The sequence below is a fragment of the Endozoicomonas sp. PH6C genome, assembly GCF_059322965.1.
In genome coordinates, this window is the sequence record NZ_CP185342.1 from 6,653,035 (window position 1) to 6,671,314 (window position 18,280).

Genomic DNA, 18,280 nt, shown 5'->3' on the forward strand with positions numbered 1-18,280 from the left:
AGGTGACAGGATTGCCCTCGGGACTCAGCCTTTTATGGGATTTCTGCCATCGGCTTGCAGCTTTGACTCCCCGATTCCTCGCGCAGCCTTTCGCGAGGCTGTGATTAGTGCATAAAAGCACCAGCCATAGAAGACTTTTGCCGCGTCGCTTTATAGAGCAGGTATTGAGTGACTTTGTGATATCTGCTCAAGGAGTATCCCCCCGCCTGAAATATCAATTATCAAAAAATCACAAACGAAACCAGAAAAAGGAATTTTATCAAGAAACCCTTGCAAGATAATCAAACACACAATGTATACAATTCCATGGTCGCATATTCCGCCATCTTTCCAAAGAAAAAAACATAAGCACCTGTTTTTATTGTAATAATTAAACAGAAAAATAATGCTATTCAGTGTCAACACTTCTCTGATGCCGTATAAAAAAACACCACTATTCACAAAATAAATAGCAAAGATAAAAACAACAGGATTGTCACAAATGTTCACAAATCACAGAATGCAGTCACCGGATCGGCATGTCTCTGACTAAAAACGCCGATCATCAAAACACGCTGATAACGTCGTGAAAACGGAAGGACTGATTATGTCAAACTACCTGAATGATATTGACGCAATTGCTTCACTGAAAGCTACTCAGGGCTCTTCCTGGGAAGCGATCAATCCCGAATACGCTGCTCGCATGAAAGCGCAGAACCGTTTCAAAACCGGTCTGGATATTGCCCGCTATACCGCCAAAATCATGCGCGAAGACATGGCGGCTTACGACGCAGACACTGCAAAGTACACCCAGTCCCTGGGCTGCTGGCATGGATTCATTGGTCAGCAGAAGATGATTTCTATCAAGAAACATTTCAACAACACTGACCGTCGCTACCTTTACCTGTCTGGCTGGATGGTTGCTGCACTGCGCTCCGAGTTTGGTCCTCTGCCAGACCAGTCCATGCACGAGAAAACGTCAGTAGCTGGCCTGATTGAAGAACTCTACACCTTCCTGCGCCAGGCTGATGCCCGTGAACTGGGCGGTCTGTTCCGCGAACTCGACTCTGCTCGCAAGGCTGGCGATACCGCTAAAGAAGCAGATCTCCAGAGCCAGATCGATAATCACCAGACACACGTTGTGCCCATCATTGCCGACATCGACGCTGGTTTCGGTAACGAAGAAGCCACTTACCTGCTGGCTAAGAAAATGATTGAAGCCGGCGCCTGCTGTATCCAGATCGAAAACCAGGTTTCCGACGAGAAGCAGTGTGGTCACCAGGACGGCAAGGTAACCGTTCCTCACGAAGATTTCCTGGCCAAGATTCGCGCTGTTCGCTACGCGTTCCTGGAACTGGGTGTAGACGACGGGGTGATCGTTGCCCGAACCGACTCCCTGGGTGCTGGCCTGACCAAGCAGCTGGCAGTAACTAACCAGCCTGGTGATCTGGGTGACCAGTACAACAGCTTCCTGGATGTTGAAGAAGTCACTCCAGAAAACATGAAAAACGGTGATGTGATCATTAACCGTAACGGCAAGCTGGTTCGTCCCAAGCGTCTGCCCAGCAACCTGTTCCAATTCCGTCAGGGTACCGGTGTTGACCGTGTCGTTCTGGACTGCATCACTTCTCTGCAGAACGGCGCTGACCTGCTGTGGATTGAGACCGAAAAACCTCACGTTGGCCAGATCGCCGAGATGGTTAACAAGATTCGTGAAACCTGCCCGAACGCTAAGCTGGTTTACAACAATTCACCGTCCTTCAACTGGACTCTGAATTTCCGCCAGCAGGTATTCGATGCCTGGAGCGAAGAAGGTAAAGACGTTTCTGCTTACGACCGTGCTCAACTGATGAGTGCAGAGTACGACGCAACAGAACTGGCCCAGGCGGCTGATGAGAAGATCCGTACCTTCCAGGCAGACGCTGCCCGTGAAGCAGGCATCTTCCACCACCTGATCACTCTGCCAACTTACCACACTGCCGCGCTGTCCACCGACAACCTGGCTAAAGAGTACTTTGGTGATCAGGGCATGCTGGGATATGTTGCAAACGTTCAGCGCAAAGAAATCCGTCAGGGTATTGCCTGTGTTAAACACCAAAATATGGCTGGCTCAGACATGGGTGATGATCACAAAGAATACTTCTCTGGTGATGCTGCACTGAAAGCGGCCGGTGAAGACAATACCATGAACCAGTTCGGCTAAGCTGAACAGTCAGGCTAAATAGTTCGCCTCCCCCGCGTGAAATATCACGCAACCATTCAGGGCAGCTTCTCGCTGCCCTGATTTATTTTGACTGAGCAAAGCCCTGATTCATTGAGTAGACTTAGGATCAGCTCACCCCGGACGGTGTCCGTAGACGCCGGACACTGGGATCAAACCTTAACACAACCTACCAAACTATTACGTACGACACCCCTTTTAACAAGAAAATTTATTCACTATTTACGAATAAATTATCAAAAATTCTCATTTCAAAATTATCCATAACAACCTCCACACACCCACAGAGACTCGAACATGACTGCACGTAAAAACCGAAAACCCGAAAGATTTCCACACACAAAACATACCACCTATATAGTTAATTACCCTTTTAACTTAAAATCACATACTATACGTGATCAGTACTCATGCCCGAGTACCTCTCATGGATGAAGTCCGGATTGAGCCGGATCACAGAGGCCCAGGTTATGAAAGAAGGGTCAGAAGAAACACAGTGTTCTGACAAGCGTCGACTCCCGTATAGACAGACAGCTTTGATCCATTGTCGTGCTCAGTACGGGTACGATGAAAAACGACGGTGAAGGCACAACTACTGATCGGCAGCCCACGTCTGCCAGAACATTTTTATAGCTACACTAGGTGACCGATATGCGGATAGGGATCCCTGGAGAGATTCAGGAAAACGAAAACCGGGTAGCCGCTACGCCTGATACAATAGGCAAGCTGCAAAAGCTCGGTTATGACGTCATCGTTGAGAGTGGAGCTGGTATCAAAGCCAGCTTTGATGATGCGGCTTTTAGAGAAGCTGGCGCTCAAATCGCAGAACGCTCAGAAGTCTGGGGTTCCGATATCGTTCTGAAAGTGAACGCACCAACAGACGACGAAATAGCTCTATTAAAAGACGGCGCTACCCTCGCCAGCTTTATCTGGCCCGGCCAGAATGAAGAGCTTATGAACAAACTCAGCCAGCGCAACATCAACGTGCTGGCTTTGGACAGTGTACCCCGTCTGTCCCGCTCCCAGTCACTGGATGCACTGAGCTCCATGGCTAATATTGGCGGTTACCGGGCTGTTGTTGAGGCTTCCCATCACTTTGGCCGCTTTTTTAATGGTCAGATTACCGCTGCTGGCAAAATACCACCTGCCAAGGTCATGGTCATTGGTGCCGGTGTTGCAGGTCTCGCTGCCCTGGGTGCGGCTGGCAGCATGGGTGCTATTGTTCGGGCTTTCGACACTCGTCCTGAAGTTAAGGAACAGGTAGAAAGCATGGGCGCTGAATTCCTTGAGCTGGATTACGAGGAAGAGCAAGACTCTTCCGACGGCTATGCCAAGGAAATGAGCCAGGCCTTTATTGATGCCGAGATGGCCCTGTTCATGGAACAGGCCAAAGAGGTCGACATCATTATCACCACCGCCCTGATTCCCGGTCGACCGGCACCCAAGCTGATTCTGGAAGACATGGTTAAAGCCATGAAACCAGGCAGTGTTATCGTCGATCTGGCTGCCCAGACCGGTGGCAACTGTGAATGCACAGAAAAAGACAAGGTTGTGGTCAAGCATGGTGTTACCGTCATCGGCTACACCGACCTGCCCAGCCGACTGCCAACCCAGTCATCGCAGTTATACGGCACCAACCTGGTGAATATGCTGAAACTGATGACACCTGAGAAAGACGGCAACCTGGTCATCGACTTTGAGGACGAAGTAGTCCGTGGTCTCACTGTCGTGAAAGAGGGCAACATTACCTGGCCTCCACCGCCTGTTAAAGTCAGTGCAGCTCCGGTAGCTAAACCGACGCCAAAGGTTGATGAAGTCAAGAAAGAGAAGCCTTCAAGTCCCTGGCTGAAACCTGCCCTGATCGCCGCAGGTGCCGCCATCTTCGGATGGGTTGCCCATTCAGCTCCGGCAAGCTTTCTGGAACACTTCACTGTATTCGTTCTGTCGTCCATTATCGGCTACTACGTCATCTGGAATGTTACTTCTGCCCTGCACACACCTCTGATGAGTGTGACCAACGCCATCAGCGGCATTATTGTGATCGGTGCCCTGATGCAAATGGGGAGTGACAACAATATTATTCTGGCTATGTCGGGCATCGCCCTGTTAGTGGCCATGATTAATATTGTCGGTGGTTTCGCTGTGACCCAGCGGATGCTCAAGATGTTCATCAGAGATAATTAATCGCAGCGGGAGTAAACAGGAATGTCACAAGGATTATTATCGTCCGCCTACCTGATAGCAGCGCTGCTGTTTGTCATGAGTCTGGCAGGCCTGAGCCGTCAGGAGTCTGCCAAGAGCGGCAGTCTCTATGGCATGGTCGGTATGGTCATCGCCGTTCTGGCCACACTGGGTTATGCACACCTCGAAGGCTTTACCTTTGTCACCATTATGATGATTGTCGGAACAGCCACAGGCCTCTTCCTGGCCAGGAAAGTGGAAATGACCGAAATGCCCCAGCTGGTCGCCATCCTGAATGGTTTTGGCGGGCTGGCAGCGGTGTTGATCGGCTTTTCAAGTGCGATTGAATCTTCAGAATCACTGGTCAAGGCGGCTTCCGAGCTGGTGTCGTCTACTGATCAACTGATTCACAGCATTGAAATATTCATTGGCATCATCATCGGTGCAATCACTTTCAGTGGTTCGGTTGTTGCCTGCCTGAAACTGAATGGAAACATCAACAGCCGTCCCGTATCACTGCCTGGTGGCCACTGGACCAACCTGGCTTTGATTGTTCTGGCCATTGTGATGGGGATTATCTACGTACAGCAGGACAGCATTCTGGCTTTGATCATCATGACAGGTCTGGCCTTTATTTTTGGTATCACTCTGGTTATGGGCATCGGTGGTGCTGACATGCCGGTTGTGGTTTCCATGCTCAATGCATACTCCGGCCTGGCCGCTGCTGCTACTGGTTTTATGCTGGGCAACAACCTGCTGATTATAACAGGTGCCATGGTGGGCTCTTCAGGCGCAATTCTCTCCTACCTGATGTGTTCAGCCATGAACAGATCCTTTATATCGGTAATTCTCGGTGGTTTTGGCACCGAAGCTGGTACTGTAGCGGAAGGTGAGGAACAGGGTGAATACACCGAGGTCAATGTAGAAGAAGTCGCTGAAATGCTCAAAAGCGCTTCCAGCGTGATCATCACTCCCGGATACGGAATGGCTGTCGCCCAGGCTCAGCACCCCCTGAGAGAACTGGTCAATAAGTTGCTGGCCCAGAATATTAAGGTACGCTTTGGTATTCATCCGGTGGCTGGTCGTCTGCCAGGTCATATGAACGTTTTGCTGGCCGAGGCAAAAGTGCCTTACGATATCGTTGAAGAGATGGATGAGATTAACGACGACTTTACCGAAACGGATGTTGTCCTGGTGATTGGTGCCAACGACACTGTAAACCCGGCGGCGTCTGAAGATCCGGGCAGCCCGATTGCAGGCATGCCTGTACTTCGTGTCTGGGAAGCAGAAAGAGTCGTGGTATTCAAACGCTCTATGGCTACAGGCTATGCAGGTGTCCAGAATCCCCTGTTCTTTAAAGACAATTCTCGTATGCTTTTCGGAGATGCCCACAGTACCGTCGAAGGTATTCTTAAGCAGTTCTGATCTGCCCCCCCGGATAGAAAGCTATTCTTCTATCCGGGTAGAAACAAACAGATGTCGACAGAACAGGGACCCTGCCTGAAATTATGACCCGCAACACTTAATGCTCATCATATTGCCTCCCTTGCACTGGAGCTTCAGATAATGAGATATCAGGCGTTGATGCTTCAGGCACCGGGGCTTCAGAGGCTGAGGCTTCAGAAACCACGGCTTCAGGTGAAGCTTCGGGTATTGAGGCTTCGGGTATTGAGGCTTCGGGTACTGAACCTTCAGGTAATGAACCTTCAGCTACTGAGCCTTCGGGTACTGAAGCTCCGGGTACTGCACCTTCGGGTACTGCGCCTTCGGGTACTGCACCTTCAGGTACTGCACCTTCAGCTACTGAACCTTCGGGTACTGCACCTTCAGGTAGCTGGATTAAAGGCAGCGGGGACAGAACTATAGTCAGTCTGCTACTCTCCGCGAAGGGCACGTTATGAAAATAAGTGGGTGACCAGTTACTTTGACTGTCTGTTTTCACAGGACCGTATTCTTTACCATCTACAGACAGTGTAACCTGGTATGGCTGTTCATCAGGATAATAAAATCTACCTCCTGCAAACACACTAAAAGTGTAAGTAGGTTTATACACATCGGAACTGTCTAAGGACCAACCGACACTACCCTGAGGATACCTGGCATCAGTGGGATGAGCATCATCATTTACATTCTGGAAACCGATATTGGTATTGACGGGAATGTAAACACCAGACTTTTCGACAAAATCCAGTTTGACCGACAAGCCATTCACCTTCCTGAAGTGTGTCAGTCCACTGTACGCAAAGCCATCAGCTTTGGCACTGAAACCGTAACCGAGCCCCACCGTTTCATCTCTGAAAACCACATCTGCCGCAGACGCAAAACCGGAAAGAAGTATACTAACGGGTACAACCAGTAAAACTTTCATGATTAAAAAAAGCCTCTTCTGATGTGATAACCCTGAAATATCATTAAGTCGCTTTCACCAGAATCAATTTCGCATCAATGATACTGGCGCCATCGTTTATTGAACTGTACAAAAATAAACGAACGTCACATGCCTACTTCTTGCCAGCCCACTTTCGTCTAACAACAAAATGTATCACTTGCAAAGCGGTAGAATGAGAAGCTAGACACTTTATGATATTTCCGGATTAGACCACCGCTCAATTATAGATACTCATTTCTATAACTGCTTTTTTTACCGTAAAAAATATTTTGTTAAGCCACCCCACCATTACAGATCAAGAGAATCAATTCTGGAAATGGCCGTCCTGAATGACTTTCCAAATACCGGCATTTCTGCCCTGATCCAGTGAGTCTGTTAATCCGCTGCACTGGCACAGAACCCGCCCGAAAATCAGAGGCCGCGAATATTTTCAGCTTCCAGCTCGGCAAAGTATTTCAGGGTCTTGACTCGCAGTTCCATGGTGGCATCTTCATCACAGACGATCATGGCTTTCGGGTGCATCTGCATGGCAGAAATGGTCCACAAATGGTTCACAGAGCCTTCTACCGCAGCATGGAGGGCATAAGCCTTATCCGCACCAGTGACCAGAATCATGACTTCACGGGCATCCATCAGTGTGCCTACACCAATGGTCAGAGCCAGATTGGGTACCTGATTGATATCGTTTTCGAAGAAACGGGAATTGGCCTGACGGGTCTTGTCAGTCAGGGTCTTGATACGGGTACGTGAAGACAGGGAAGAGCCTGGCTCGTTAAAGGCAATATGGCCATCGTGACCAACTCCACCCATAAACAGATCAATGCCGCCACAGGATTTGATCTTGTCTTCATAACGCTGGCATTCGGCTTCCAGGTCTTTCGGATTTCCATTGAGCAGATTGATGTTTTCGTGTCGGATATCAATATGTTCAAAGAAATTCTTAAACATGAAGGTACGGTAGGATTCCGGATGATCGGCGGGAATGCCCACGTATTCGTCCATATTGAAAGTCACTACATGCTCAAAGCTCACCTCGTCGGCATGGTTCATCTCAATCAGGTTCTTGTAGGTAGCCAGAGGCGTACTGCCTGTGGGCAGCCCCAGAACAAAGGGTCTGTCTGCCGTTGGCTTGAACTTGTTGATCCGTCTGACAATGTGCCTGGCGGCCCATTTGCCCACGTCGGATTTTGCGGATAGAGGAATTAAGCGCATGGTTTAATCTTCCGGTTGTGGACCTTCTGAATTCTGTTTAGCCGGACGATGGACATTTGTCACCCTGTTTTCGGCATGATGTAAGCGGTTACACTATCATTTCTACAGATAACGGCCTATCTCACAGATCAATGTTTCGTGCAAAAGATACGAATTTCTCTGAAACAGTTCGAGCAGCTGGATACTTTACTTTCCGAACCCACCAGCGGCCTCTTTAATAAAACTGACAGTCCTGACTCAAAAAGTATATTCTTTACAGTCCACCTCTCTTTCTGGTTAGTCTTCAATACATGCGCATTCTCCACACGTCTGACTGGCACCTTGGCCAGCACTTTACAGGCAAGAGCCGTGAGCCTGAACATCAGGCATTTATTTGCTGGCTGCTGACAACCGTTGAAGAGAATTCTGTGGATGCCATCATCATTGCCGGTGATATTTTTGATACCGGAACGCCGCCCAGCTATGCCAGAACACTCTACAACCGTTTCATTGTCGACCTGCAGAAAACTTGCTGTCAGCAGCTGATTATTGTCGGTGGCAACCATGACTCGGTCTCAACCCTGAATGAGTCCAGAGATTTGTTGGCCTGCCTGAATACCTACGTGGTGGGTGGCGTTACAGATAACCCGGATGACCAGATAGTAGTTTTGAAGAACCACCAGGGAGAACCCGGGGCAGTGGTATGCGCTATACCGTTTATCCGACCCAGAGATGTTCTGGAAAGTCAGGCTGGTGACAGTGACACCGATAAACAACAGGCTCTGCAGAACGCAATTGCCAGGCACTACCAAAAAGTATTTGAATTGGCCTCTGACAAAAACCTGCCAACCGTGGCTACAGGACACCTGACCACGGTCGGTGGACAAATGTCTGAGTCGGTGCGGGATATTTATATTGGCACCCTGTCGGCTTTTCCGGCCAGTGCCTTCCCTCCGGCAGACTACATAGCCCTGGGGCACCTGCACCGCGCCCAGAAGGTTTCGGATCAGGCACATATCCGTTACTCAGGCTCCCCTATTCCGCTCAGCTTTGATGAAACGTCCTGCCCTAAACAGGTGGTGCTGGTTGACCTTGAGCCTGGCACTGCGCCAGAAATCAATGAACTGGCAGTGCCCACCTTTCGTTCCCTGAAAAGCCTGAAAGGCAGCCTGAAGACCATTCAACAGTCGCTGGAGAAGATCAATGACGACTCTCCACTCACCACCTGGCTGGAATTGGAAGTCAGCACTGACGACTACCTCACCGATCTGCAAAAGCCTATTCAGATCATGCTGGAGGGCAGAAATCTGGAAGTCTTAAGAGTCCGTCGAAAGCGTGAAATCAACAGCACGGCTTTACATAGCGAATGCAAAGAAACACTCGACGAACTTGATGTCGCTGAAGTGTTTGCCCGGCGACTGAACGACGAAGATCTTGATGAACAACGCACAGCCAGTCTCAACCGGGCGTTTAATGAAATCCTTGCCACTCTGGATGAAACGGATGATGACAGCAAAACCTCTGAATTTGAGGACGAGAAGGAATTGATAGCTTGAAAATCCTCAGTTTACGTTTGAAAAACATCAACTCGCTCAAAGGTGAGTGGAAAATTGATTTCACGGAAGACAACTTCCGCAACAACGGTCTTTTTGCCATCACCGGTCCTACAGGTGCGGGAAAAACCACGCTACTGGATGCCATCTGCCTGGCTCTTTATCACCAGACTCCCCGACTTAGCACAGTTTCTGCCAGCGATAACGAATTGATGACACGTCATACGTCAGAATCACTGGCGGAAGTGGAGTTTGAAGTTCAGGGACAGGGTTATCGTTCTTTCTGGTCCCAGCGGCGGGCCAGAGGCAAGGCAGACGGTAAATTACAAAGCCCACAGGTAGAGTTGGCGAAACTGGATGGCACCATCATTACCAGCCGCATCCAGGACAAACTAAAGATCGTCAGTAACATTACCGGCCTTGATTTTGGTCGTTTCACCAAGTCCATGATGCTGGCCCAGGGGGGATTTGCTGCTTTTCTTCAGGCCAGCGCCAATGACCGGGCCGAGCTTCTGGAAGAGCTGACAGGCACGGATATCTACGGAGAAATTTCCCGCCGGGTGTTTGAGCGGGCACGGGCAGAACAGGAAACACTCAACCTGCTTCAGGCCAGAACCGAAGGCGTTGAACTACTGGACGTCAGTGTTCTGGAAAAGCTCACTGAAGAACAGACCGACCTGACGGAATCCAACCGCAGGATACAGAGCCAGACGGATGAACTGAACAAACAACATATCTGGCTGGAAAAGAAAGCAGAGCTTGAGCAAGAAAAGCAAACATCCCGGCAGTTACTCCAGCAAAATCTGGAACAGCAGGAAGCCAACCGTGAAACGCTGAAAAAGCTGGACGAATCGATTCCTGCCCTGGAAATAAAGCCTGTCTATGATCAGTTATCGACTCTGAAGGCAGCGGCAGCTCAGCGTCAGAAACAGGTGGATGAATTGCTGGAGAAAGAGCAAACACTCAAGCAAACCCTGACAGAAAAAGAACAGGCCAGCAAAAGTGCGCAGGAAAACCTCAGACAGGTCAAACAACAAAAAGTGGAAACCGAGCAACTGATCGCAGATCAGATCATTCCTCTGGATCTTAAAATAGCCGAGGCCCAACGCATTCAGGCCGAGCTGTATGAAGCACAGAAAGAACTCGGTAAAGCGCTTCAGAGCCAGCAAGAAAAGCACTCAACACTGCAACAGAGTCGACAAGAGCTTCAGCATTCTCTGAAACAGGCTTCTGAATATCTGGCTCAACATACTCATCATGAGAAACTGGCAGAGAAGCTGCCTCTCTGGCATTCGCAGTTTGATCAGAGAAAGTCTCTGATAGAGCAGATTAATCAGCTTAAACACAGGCTGCAAGAACACCATACCCGGAATAAGCAGGACAGCACCCGGCACGAGCAGTTGCTGGAACAGCAAAAAGTCAGTCAGGAACAATTAGCCCAGTCCCGTGACCTGCTTGAGCAAAAGCAGGCTCAGCGTCAACACTGGCTTCAGGGTCAGGAAGAGCCTTTACTCAGGCAACAACAACACGCCCTGATGGAGAAAGTACCCTTATGCCAGCAGTTGAAAACTCTGCTTAAGCAACATCTGGAAAGCCAGGTCAGCCTGCGTGCAGAAAAAACGACATTGGACGAAAACAAACGGCAACTCACCACTGTTCAGACAGAATTGACTCAACAAAGGGACCTTTACAGAAAAGAAGCTCAGCATCTGAAAGATCTGGAAACCCTGCTACTTCAAGAGCAAAAAATTGCCAGTCTCAGTGAACATCGTCATCACCTGAAAGAAGGCGACCCCTGCCCACTCTGTGGCTCAACAGCACACCCTGCTGTGCAGCGTTATCAACAGGTAGACGTCGACTCCACTCAACATCGGCAGGAAGAAAAGAAGCGGCTTGTGACAGAACTGGAACAACAGGGAACCCGGAAAAAGCAGCTGGAAACAGAACTGAAAACGCTGTGCAACACTTCAGAAAAACGCATTCTCGAATTACAGGACCGACAGGCATCGACGCAGACAGAATGGCAGCAGCTTTGTCAGTCACTGCAGATTCAACTCAATATCTCTGACTCTGAATCGGTTCATAGCTGGCTGGACAGCACCAGAGAGCAGCTGATAGCCATTAATGAACAGGTCAAGCAGTTGGACGCAATCAACCAGCAACTGCAAAGTGCCGAGAAGGTGGCTACCCGGGAACAGCAGCAGCTTGATCAGAAACAGTCGCAACTGGCTCTTTTGCATCAACAGCTGAGTCAAGCGTCAGAACAGATCGAAACACTAAGGCAGCAGCTATCCCGACACGAACAGGAACTGGGCCAGCTGGAAGCAGCCCTCAATCAGTCAATGGCAACGGCGCTTCCGGCACTGGAAACGCAGGACACTTGGCTTATGAGCCAGAAAGCGTTGAAAGATCGCTGGCAAACATGCCATCAGCAGAGTCTTGAACAACAGCAGGCATTGCAAACGCTCAATCATGAGATGCAAATGCTTGAGCAGAATCTGCTTCAGTCCCGACAGCAGGCCGATCAATTAAACCGGCAACTGGATCAGATCGACAGAGAGCAGGCTGATCGCAAAGACGTGCGGTTCACGTTGTTTGGAGAACTGAAGGTGACAGAGGAACGCAGCAGGATCGAGCAGGCCATAGTCACCGCCGAACAAAACCTTAAAAACGCAGAAACGCAGTTGCAAACGACAATGCGCGCTGAGAGCGAGCTGTCCGGCTCTATCGGGCAACATCTCAATGACCAGAAAACTCACCAGTCCGAACTGGAGCAAAAAGAAGCACACTGGCAGACCACTCTGGAAGACAGCCCCTTTGATTCCAGCGAACAGTTTCAGCAGGCTCTGCTTGCTCCTGAACAACGTAGCGAACTGGAAGCATTGAAAAGCACTCTGGACAGAGCCATTGCCAGCAGTACCGAACGTTTCAAACTGGCAGAAACCTCTCTGGAAAAACTATTGAAAGAGGCCCTGACTAAACAAGCCGCTGAAGAAATCCTGACCTGCCTGAAACAACAGACAGCAGAACTGAGCCTCAACAATCAACGACTGGGTGAAATTCGACAGGCGCTCACCGAAGACCAGAAAAAGCGTCAGCAGTTGTCTGACTGGGTAGATGAAATCAGCAAACAGAGAGAGCAGTTTGCGGTATGGGAACATCTCAATAGTCTGATCGGCTCGGCAAAAGGCGACAAGTTTCGTAAATTTGCCCAGGGACTGACACTCGATCATCTGATTTATCTGGCCAACCAGCATTTACAAAGGCTGCATGGTCGTTACCAGCTGCATAGAAAAGCGGTCGAAGCCCTCAGCATCGAAGTCATTGATACCTGGCAGGGGGATACCGCCCGGGACATCAAAACTCTTTCGGGAGGAGAGAGCTTTCTGGTCAGTCTGGCACTGGCACTGGCCTTGTCCGATCTGGTCAGTCACAAAACCAGCATTGATTCCCTGTTTCTGGACGAGGGCTTCGGCACACTGGACCAGGAGACACTGGAAATAGCGCTGGATGCCCTGGATAACCTGAACGCTTCAGGAAAGATGGTAGGGGTCATCTCGCATATTGAATCGTTGAAAGAAAGGATTCCCACACGTATTGAAGTGAGGAAAGAGACAGGGCTGGGATACAGTACTCTGGACAAACATTATGCCGTGGTCGGATAGACGGCATTAGCCTTCGGCCAAGAGTCAGAACATTAGCCTGAGAAAAGTCGTGGGAGGTATTGCCATTATTCCTAAGGGCTCACCAACAGCTTCACTGTTTCAGCCTTAACCTGCGCTGGCTCACCGGTTTCCAGCAATCGTATGCTCTGAACTCTGAGCCCTCTGGCATACATATCCGCAAACCCGTTCACAAAGGACGCTACCGATCCCTCCCTGATATAGATTTCAGCCTGCTGGGCATTGCCCTCTCTGACACCAATCTGTAAACCGCTCTGGTCAGCCACCTGCTGCATCAGCAGCTGCCAGTCTGCCAGATTAATGGGTTCTGCCTTTGGCATGGTCAGTTCTTCCGCCTGAAGCTGAGCTCTTTCCAACAGTTGAGTCAGCTCCGGTGCCGGAGTGACCGGTTTTTCAACCGGTTTAAACTTCAGGTACAGGACAGTGGCTCCGGCCAGAACCAGAACAAACAATAGAATTTTTATGAAGATTTTATTCACGGAGCTTCCATTAACGGGAAGAAAAAAAACAGTCAGTTTGAATGGCTGATACGACAGAACATACTCAGAACCGTTGCTCTGAACTGAGCGCAATTATGCTCGGCTATATTCATCACACAATGCGCGATGAATACAATGCTGACACTCCCCGCCCTATCGGGCGAGGGTTCTTAGATCGCTCCAAGAACCTTCCTGCTTCGTCACGCCTTCCCTAGATGGTTGCTTTCGCAGCCATCCCCGTTCCAGTCGCTCCACAGGCTAACTCCGCCAGCCCGGCGGTTTTGATATTCTTTGCTGCGTTAATGTCCCGGTCGTGATGAGTGCGGCACTCTGGACACTCCCATTCACGAATAGACAACGGCAAGCTTTCATGGACAAACCCACAGCCGGAGCAACGCTTGGAGCTTGGAAAGAACCGGTCAATCTGAACAACCTTTCTTTCTGCCCACTCCGCCTTGTATTGCAACTGTCGGACAAATTCTCCCCAGTTTGCATCGGCTATGTGCTTGGCCAGCTTTGGATTTTGAATCATACCCTTCACGTTCAGAGACTCTACGCAAACAACTTGGTTCTCGTCTATAAATTCGCGGGATGCCTTGTGAGTAGCATCCATCCGGCAATCGGCAATTTTTGCATGGATACGAGCAACCTTGAGCTTTGCTTTAGCTCTGTTGCTGCTGCCTTTCTGCTTTTTCGACAACTGACGCTGAAGGTAGGCGAGCTTTCGCTCGTAGCGTTTGGTGTGCCTTGGATTACCGGATTTTTCACCGTCTGAAGTGATGAACAGATCATTCAAACCTAAATCAATGCCCACTGTCTTATTTCTAATAGGCATTGCTTTAGCTTCAAATTCGCACAACATAGAAACAAAGTACCGGCCTGCCCGATCTTTGCTGATAGTGACACTGGAAGGCTCAGAAGACAGTTCTCTGCTCCAGCGGATGTTCAGAGGCTCTTTGCTTTTGGCTATAAACAGGTGACCGTTTTTAACGCTGAAAGCAGCCTTTGTCAGCCGCATACTTTGTCTTGAATGTCTTTTTTTGAACTTAGGGTATTTCGCCCTGCCAGCCCAAAAGTTCTTGAAGGCTTCCTGCTGATCCCTGAGTGTTTGTTGCAGGATGACACTGGATACATCTGCCAGAAATGGGAACTCTGTCTTGAGCGACACAAGCCGCTTTTCTGCCTCGGAATGGGAGATAGATTGCCCGTCTTTGTAGTAGGCATCAGTGCGAAAACGGAGGGTGTTGTTATAGACAAAACGGGCGCAACCAAACGACTGGGCAAGAAGTATTTCCTGTTCCGGCGTTGGGTAGAATCGTTCTTTGTAGGCGCGTTTAGTTTTCATGGCAGGAATATTACAGAAACGATAAGCGCCTGTAAATAATTAAAGCTTCCGGTTCTGCAAGCCCTACACGGGCTTGTTGCTTATATCACCGCCCGATTGGGCGATGCTTTACGCAGGTTCAGGTAACCTTTCCTACGATCAAAAAACCAACTTCCTGCCTCTGTCAATGGCATCTGACGGAGTGGCTTTGCATTACCTCCGGTTTCTGGTCTACATTGGATGATTATGGATTGACTGGTGCAGAGTTGACGATGGAAAACCAATATACAACTGATTACCACAGTTGGATCAGCCAGCAACGGGAACTGCTTAAAAACAGGCAATTTGACGATCTGGACATCCCTAATCTACTGGAGGCAATGACTCTGCAAATGGGCGATATATCCAGTACCCTTGAATCACACCTGAAAACCCTGCTTCTGCACTTGCTGAAATACCGTTACCAAACTCAGGTAATTAATCCCGTATTGCCGAAGCCCTACAACTGTCGGGAATGGTTCGGCAGCATTGATCGGGCCAGAAGTGATATATGGATACTTATTCGTAAAAATCCATCCCTGCAACGTTTGACCGATGAAGCACTGTCCAGTGTCTACCCCCACGCCAAACGTCTGGCCATAAAACAAATGAACCGCTACGTCCAGAAGCATCAGCAGCTTGATGATGGCAGCTTTCCGGCAGAGTGTCCCTGGACATACGATCAGATTATCGAGGAAGACTGGCTACCAGAAGATTAGGGCAGGTTTAGAGGTATTCCTTCCTACGTCATGTCAGGCAACTCTCGGCTCAATAGCTTCAAGACTATTGCCCAGTTCAGCTGCGGTGACTTTGAGGTCATGGGCCGTTTGCAGGTTAAGCCAGCTCTGTGCGTCGCCACCAAAGTATCTTGCCAGCCTCAGGGCAGTATCAGGCGTTATTGCGCGTCTTTCCAAAACAATATCATTAATCCTCGAGGCTGGTATTCTCAGCGCTATAGCGAGTGCGTTGGCACTCATACCCAGAGGATTAAGGTAATCTTCCCTGAGGATTTCACCAGGGTGTATAGGGCGCAGTTGGTTAGATGCCATTTAAAGCAGACGCGCCATTCTTTGTTATTGCGAATACGATCCACCTTCAAACAACGACTTTGTCTGCTTACCGTTGAATGACTTGATCGTGGGTTAAAACGTCAAACAATCAAAACAGAAGCCGCTCAAGCCGCTGGTTGAGTCGAGTAAGCAAGGGGAAATTTCATCTCCAGGCTTCTTACGGAACCATACCTGACAGTCTCCCGTCATACGGCTCTTGATCACACATTTGATGCATGAAGTATGATGTTGGCATCCATCGAGGCTCACATAGACGTCGTCAAACGCCTGATCAACGTTGGGGCGAGGTAGTGAACAGAGGTTAAAGAAGGGAACAAAAAAAGTGTTGTGTTGTTCAGTGAACATGGCTTTCAGACTTCCCATCTTCAGAGTTTTTGAAACAGGTGATTGTTTCGCCACAGTGAACTTTGATAGCCGTTTAAATAAACTAATATGCTTTTCTGTATCTAACCCACACGGCTTATTGACCAACACAGATGTTCCACTTATTTGCGGCATTGTTCGCTACCCTCTCACCTTTGACACTAAAGGCAGATCACTGTCCTATTTGTTTGGCTCCCTTCCATGGCCGAAGTGAAGTGCCTGTGGTCGTCAAAGCCCAATGTTGTGGCTACCGCTTCGATCTGGAATGTATTTCGCAGTCTTTTGTTAAACAGCCCATGGGCTCACGCCGGTGCGCGATGTGTCGACAAGACCCGATGCCTATGGTGAATCAGAACACCACTGAATCTCACCCAGATACATTTTTCCCCGATCATACGTTTTATTTTGCCTGTTTAAACGGGGATCTGGATCAGGTGGAGAGGACACTGGCAGAAGGAGTCAATGTCAATGCCGTTATGACTGCTGATTCCACAGCCTTGATGTTGGCATCCAGCAGAGGGCACACGGATGTCGTCGAACGCCTGATCAACGCTGGGGCGAACCTTGACGCTGCCCGCTCAAATGGTGCCACCGCACTGTTCATGGCTGCTGTGTACGGTAATGCCGACTGCCTGATAATCCTGATCGAAGCCGGGGCGGATCTCAACATCTGCCGGACTTCGGATGGCGCCACTCCGTTGTTCATCGCTGCCCTGAAGGGCTATACCGACTGCGTGAAACTCCTGATCAACGCCGGGGCGGATCTCAACGCCCGGACTTTGGATGGCGTCACTCCGCTGTACGTTGCTGCTGAGAAGGGCAATACCGACTGCGTGGAACTCCTGATCAATGCCGGGGCGGATCTCAACGCCCGGACTAAGGCTAGCGCCACCCCGCTGTATGTTGCTGCTGCGAGAGGCAATACTGGCTGCGTGAAACTCCTGATCAAGGCCGGGGCGGAACTCAGCCCCGCCAGGGCTAAGAGTGGCACCACCCCGCTGTTCGTTGCTGCTGCGAAAGGCAATACCGACTGCGTGGAACTCCTGATCAACGCCGGGGCGGCTCTCAACGCAGGGAATTCGGATGGCGCCACCCCGCTATTCATGGCTGCTCAGCAAGATAACATCGACAGCCTGAAAATCCTGATCGAAGCCAAGGCAGATATCAATGCGCAAATTGAGGATGGCGCCACCCCGCTGTTCGTTGCTGCTGCGAAAGGCAATACTAACTGCGTGAAACTCCTGATCAACGCCGGGGCGGATCTCAACGCTGCCCTGCTGAATGGTGCCACCCCGCTATTCGTCGCTGCCCAGGAAAATAACATCGAATGCGTGCAACTTCTGATCAACGCCGGGGCAGATCTCAACACCCGGATTAAGGGTGGTGCCAGCCCAACGTTCATCGCAGCCCAGAAAGGCAATACCGACTGCCTGATAATCCTGATCGAAGCCGGGGCAGATCTCAACGCTGCCCTGCCGAATGGCGCCACTCCGCTGTTCACCGCAGCCCTGAAGGGCAATACCGACTGCGTGAAACTCCTGATCAACGCCGAGGCGGATATCAACGCCCGCACCAAGACTGGCGCCACTCCGCTGTCCATCGCAACCAAGAAGGGCAATACCGACTGCGTGAAACTCCTCATCAACGCTGAGGCAGAGATGGGAACAATGGCAGTGAAGGAAACAAAAGAAAAGTGTCATGCTGTCCAGTAAACAGGGCTCTCGGCTGTTCCCATCTTCTGAGTTTTTGAAACAGGTGATTGTTTGGCCACAGCGAACTTTGATAGCCGTATAAATGAACTAATATGC

Annotated in this window: 12 protein-coding genes; 7 read left to right on the plus strand and 5 right to left on the minus strand. The window is 49.8% G+C overall.

Going from position 1 to position 18,280, the window contains the following annotated elements; translation table 11 throughout:
- The first annotated feature begins 586 nt into the window (after positions 1 to 586).
- The 3 genes from ACOMG9_RS23555 (at position 587) to pntB (ending at position 5,806) form a co-directional block, all read left to right on the plus strand.
- Positions 587 to 2,182 (plus strand): isocitrate lyase, encoded by a 1,596-nt coding sequence (locus ACOMG9_RS23555; protein WP_422135871.1) that lies wholly within the window; start codon positions 587 to 589, stop codon positions 2,180 to 2,182.
- Positions 2,183 to 2,851: 669 nt separating this feature from the next.
- Entirely contained in the window at positions 2,852 to 4,384 is a 1,533-nt protein-coding gene (locus ACOMG9_RS23560; protein WP_422135872.1) for a Re/Si-specific NAD(P)(+) transhydrogenase subunit alpha, read from the plus strand.
- 21 nt (positions 4,385 to 4,405) lie between these two features.
- Positions 4,406 to 5,806, plus strand: a complete 1,401-nt coding sequence (gene pntB, locus ACOMG9_RS23565) for a Re/Si-specific NAD(P)(+) transhydrogenase subunit beta (protein ID WP_448218725.1) — start codon at positions 4,406 to 4,408, stop codon at positions 5,804 to 5,806.
- Positions 5,807 to 5,903: 97 nt separating this feature from the next.
- On the opposite strand, the gene ACOMG9_RS23570 is transcribed toward pntB, so the two are convergent.
- Together ACOMG9_RS23570 and nagB are read right to left on the minus strand one after the other, a co-directional pair.
- Entirely contained in the window at positions 5,904 to 6,749 is an 846-nt protein-coding gene (locus ACOMG9_RS23570; protein WP_494529517.1) for a hypothetical protein, read from the minus strand.
- A 432-nt stretch (positions 6,750 to 7,181) separates the two neighbouring features.
- Positions 7,182 to 7,982 carry a glucosamine-6-phosphate deaminase gene (nagB, locus tag ACOMG9_RS23575; RefSeq protein ID WP_422135875.1) on the minus strand — a complete coding sequence of 267 codons (801 nt, stop codon included), beginning with the start codon at positions 7,980 to 7,982 and terminating at the stop codon, positions 7,182 to 7,184.
- A 290-nt stretch (positions 7,983 to 8,272) separates the two neighbouring features.
- On the opposite strand from nagB, the gene sbcD reads away from it, so the two are divergent.
- Both sbcD and ACOMG9_RS23585 read left to right on the plus strand, forming a co-directional pair.
- On the plus strand, positions 8,273 to 9,517 hold the full coding sequence (gene sbcD, locus ACOMG9_RS23580) for an exonuclease subunit SbcD (protein ID WP_448218723.1): 1,245 nt from the start codon (positions 8,273 to 8,275) through the stop codon (positions 9,515 to 9,517).
- Complete coding sequence (locus ACOMG9_RS23585) at positions 9,514 to 13,179, plus strand: SbcC/MukB-like Walker B domain-containing protein (protein ID WP_494529518.1); 3,666 nt, start codon at positions 9,514 to 9,516, stop codon at positions 13,177 to 13,179. The genes sbcD and ACOMG9_RS23585 overlap by 4 nt, the downstream gene beginning before the upstream one ends.
- A 71-nt stretch (positions 13,180 to 13,250) precedes the next feature.
- Here the strand turns inward: ACOMG9_RS23585 and ACOMG9_RS23590 are convergent, their stop codons facing one another.
- Together ACOMG9_RS23590 and ACOMG9_RS23595 are read right to left on the minus strand one after the other, a co-directional pair.
- Positions 13,251 to 13,676 carry a hypothetical protein gene (locus ACOMG9_RS23590; RefSeq protein WP_448218721.1) on the minus strand — a complete coding sequence of 142 codons (426 nt, stop codon included), beginning with the start codon at positions 13,674 to 13,676 and terminating at the stop codon, positions 13,251 to 13,253.
- Positions 13,677 to 13,887: 211 nt separating this feature from the next.
- Positions 13,888 to 15,021, minus strand: a complete 1,134-nt coding sequence (locus ACOMG9_RS23595) for an RNA-guided endonuclease InsQ/TnpB family protein (RefSeq protein WP_448218720.1) — start codon at positions 15,019 to 15,021, stop codon at positions 13,888 to 13,890.
- A 251-nt stretch (positions 15,022 to 15,272) separates the two neighbouring features.
- Here ACOMG9_RS23595 and ACOMG9_RS23600 point away from each other — a divergent pair, with 251 nt between their 5' ends.
- Positions 15,273 to 15,758, plus strand: a complete 486-nt coding sequence (locus ACOMG9_RS23600) for a DUF29 domain-containing protein (RefSeq protein ID WP_448218719.1) — start codon at positions 15,273 to 15,275, stop codon at positions 15,756 to 15,758.
- Between the two features lie 33 nt (positions 15,759 to 15,791).
- On the opposite strand, the gene ACOMG9_RS23605 is transcribed toward ACOMG9_RS23600, so the two are convergent.
- Positions 15,792 to 16,088 (minus strand): HigA family addiction module antitoxin, encoded by a 297-nt coding sequence (locus ACOMG9_RS23605; RefSeq protein WP_422451616.1) that lies wholly within the window; start codon positions 16,086 to 16,088, stop codon positions 15,792 to 15,794.
- A gap of 497 nt (positions 16,089 to 16,585) precedes the next feature.
- Between ACOMG9_RS23605 and ACOMG9_RS23610 the strand changes: the two genes are divergently transcribed.
- A complete protein-coding gene (locus ACOMG9_RS23610) occupies positions 16,586 to 18,184 on the plus strand; it encodes an ankyrin repeat domain-containing protein (protein ID WP_494529519.1) in 1,599 nt (532 codons plus the stop codon).
- The last annotated feature ends 96 nt before the right edge of the window (positions 18,185 to 18,280 follow it).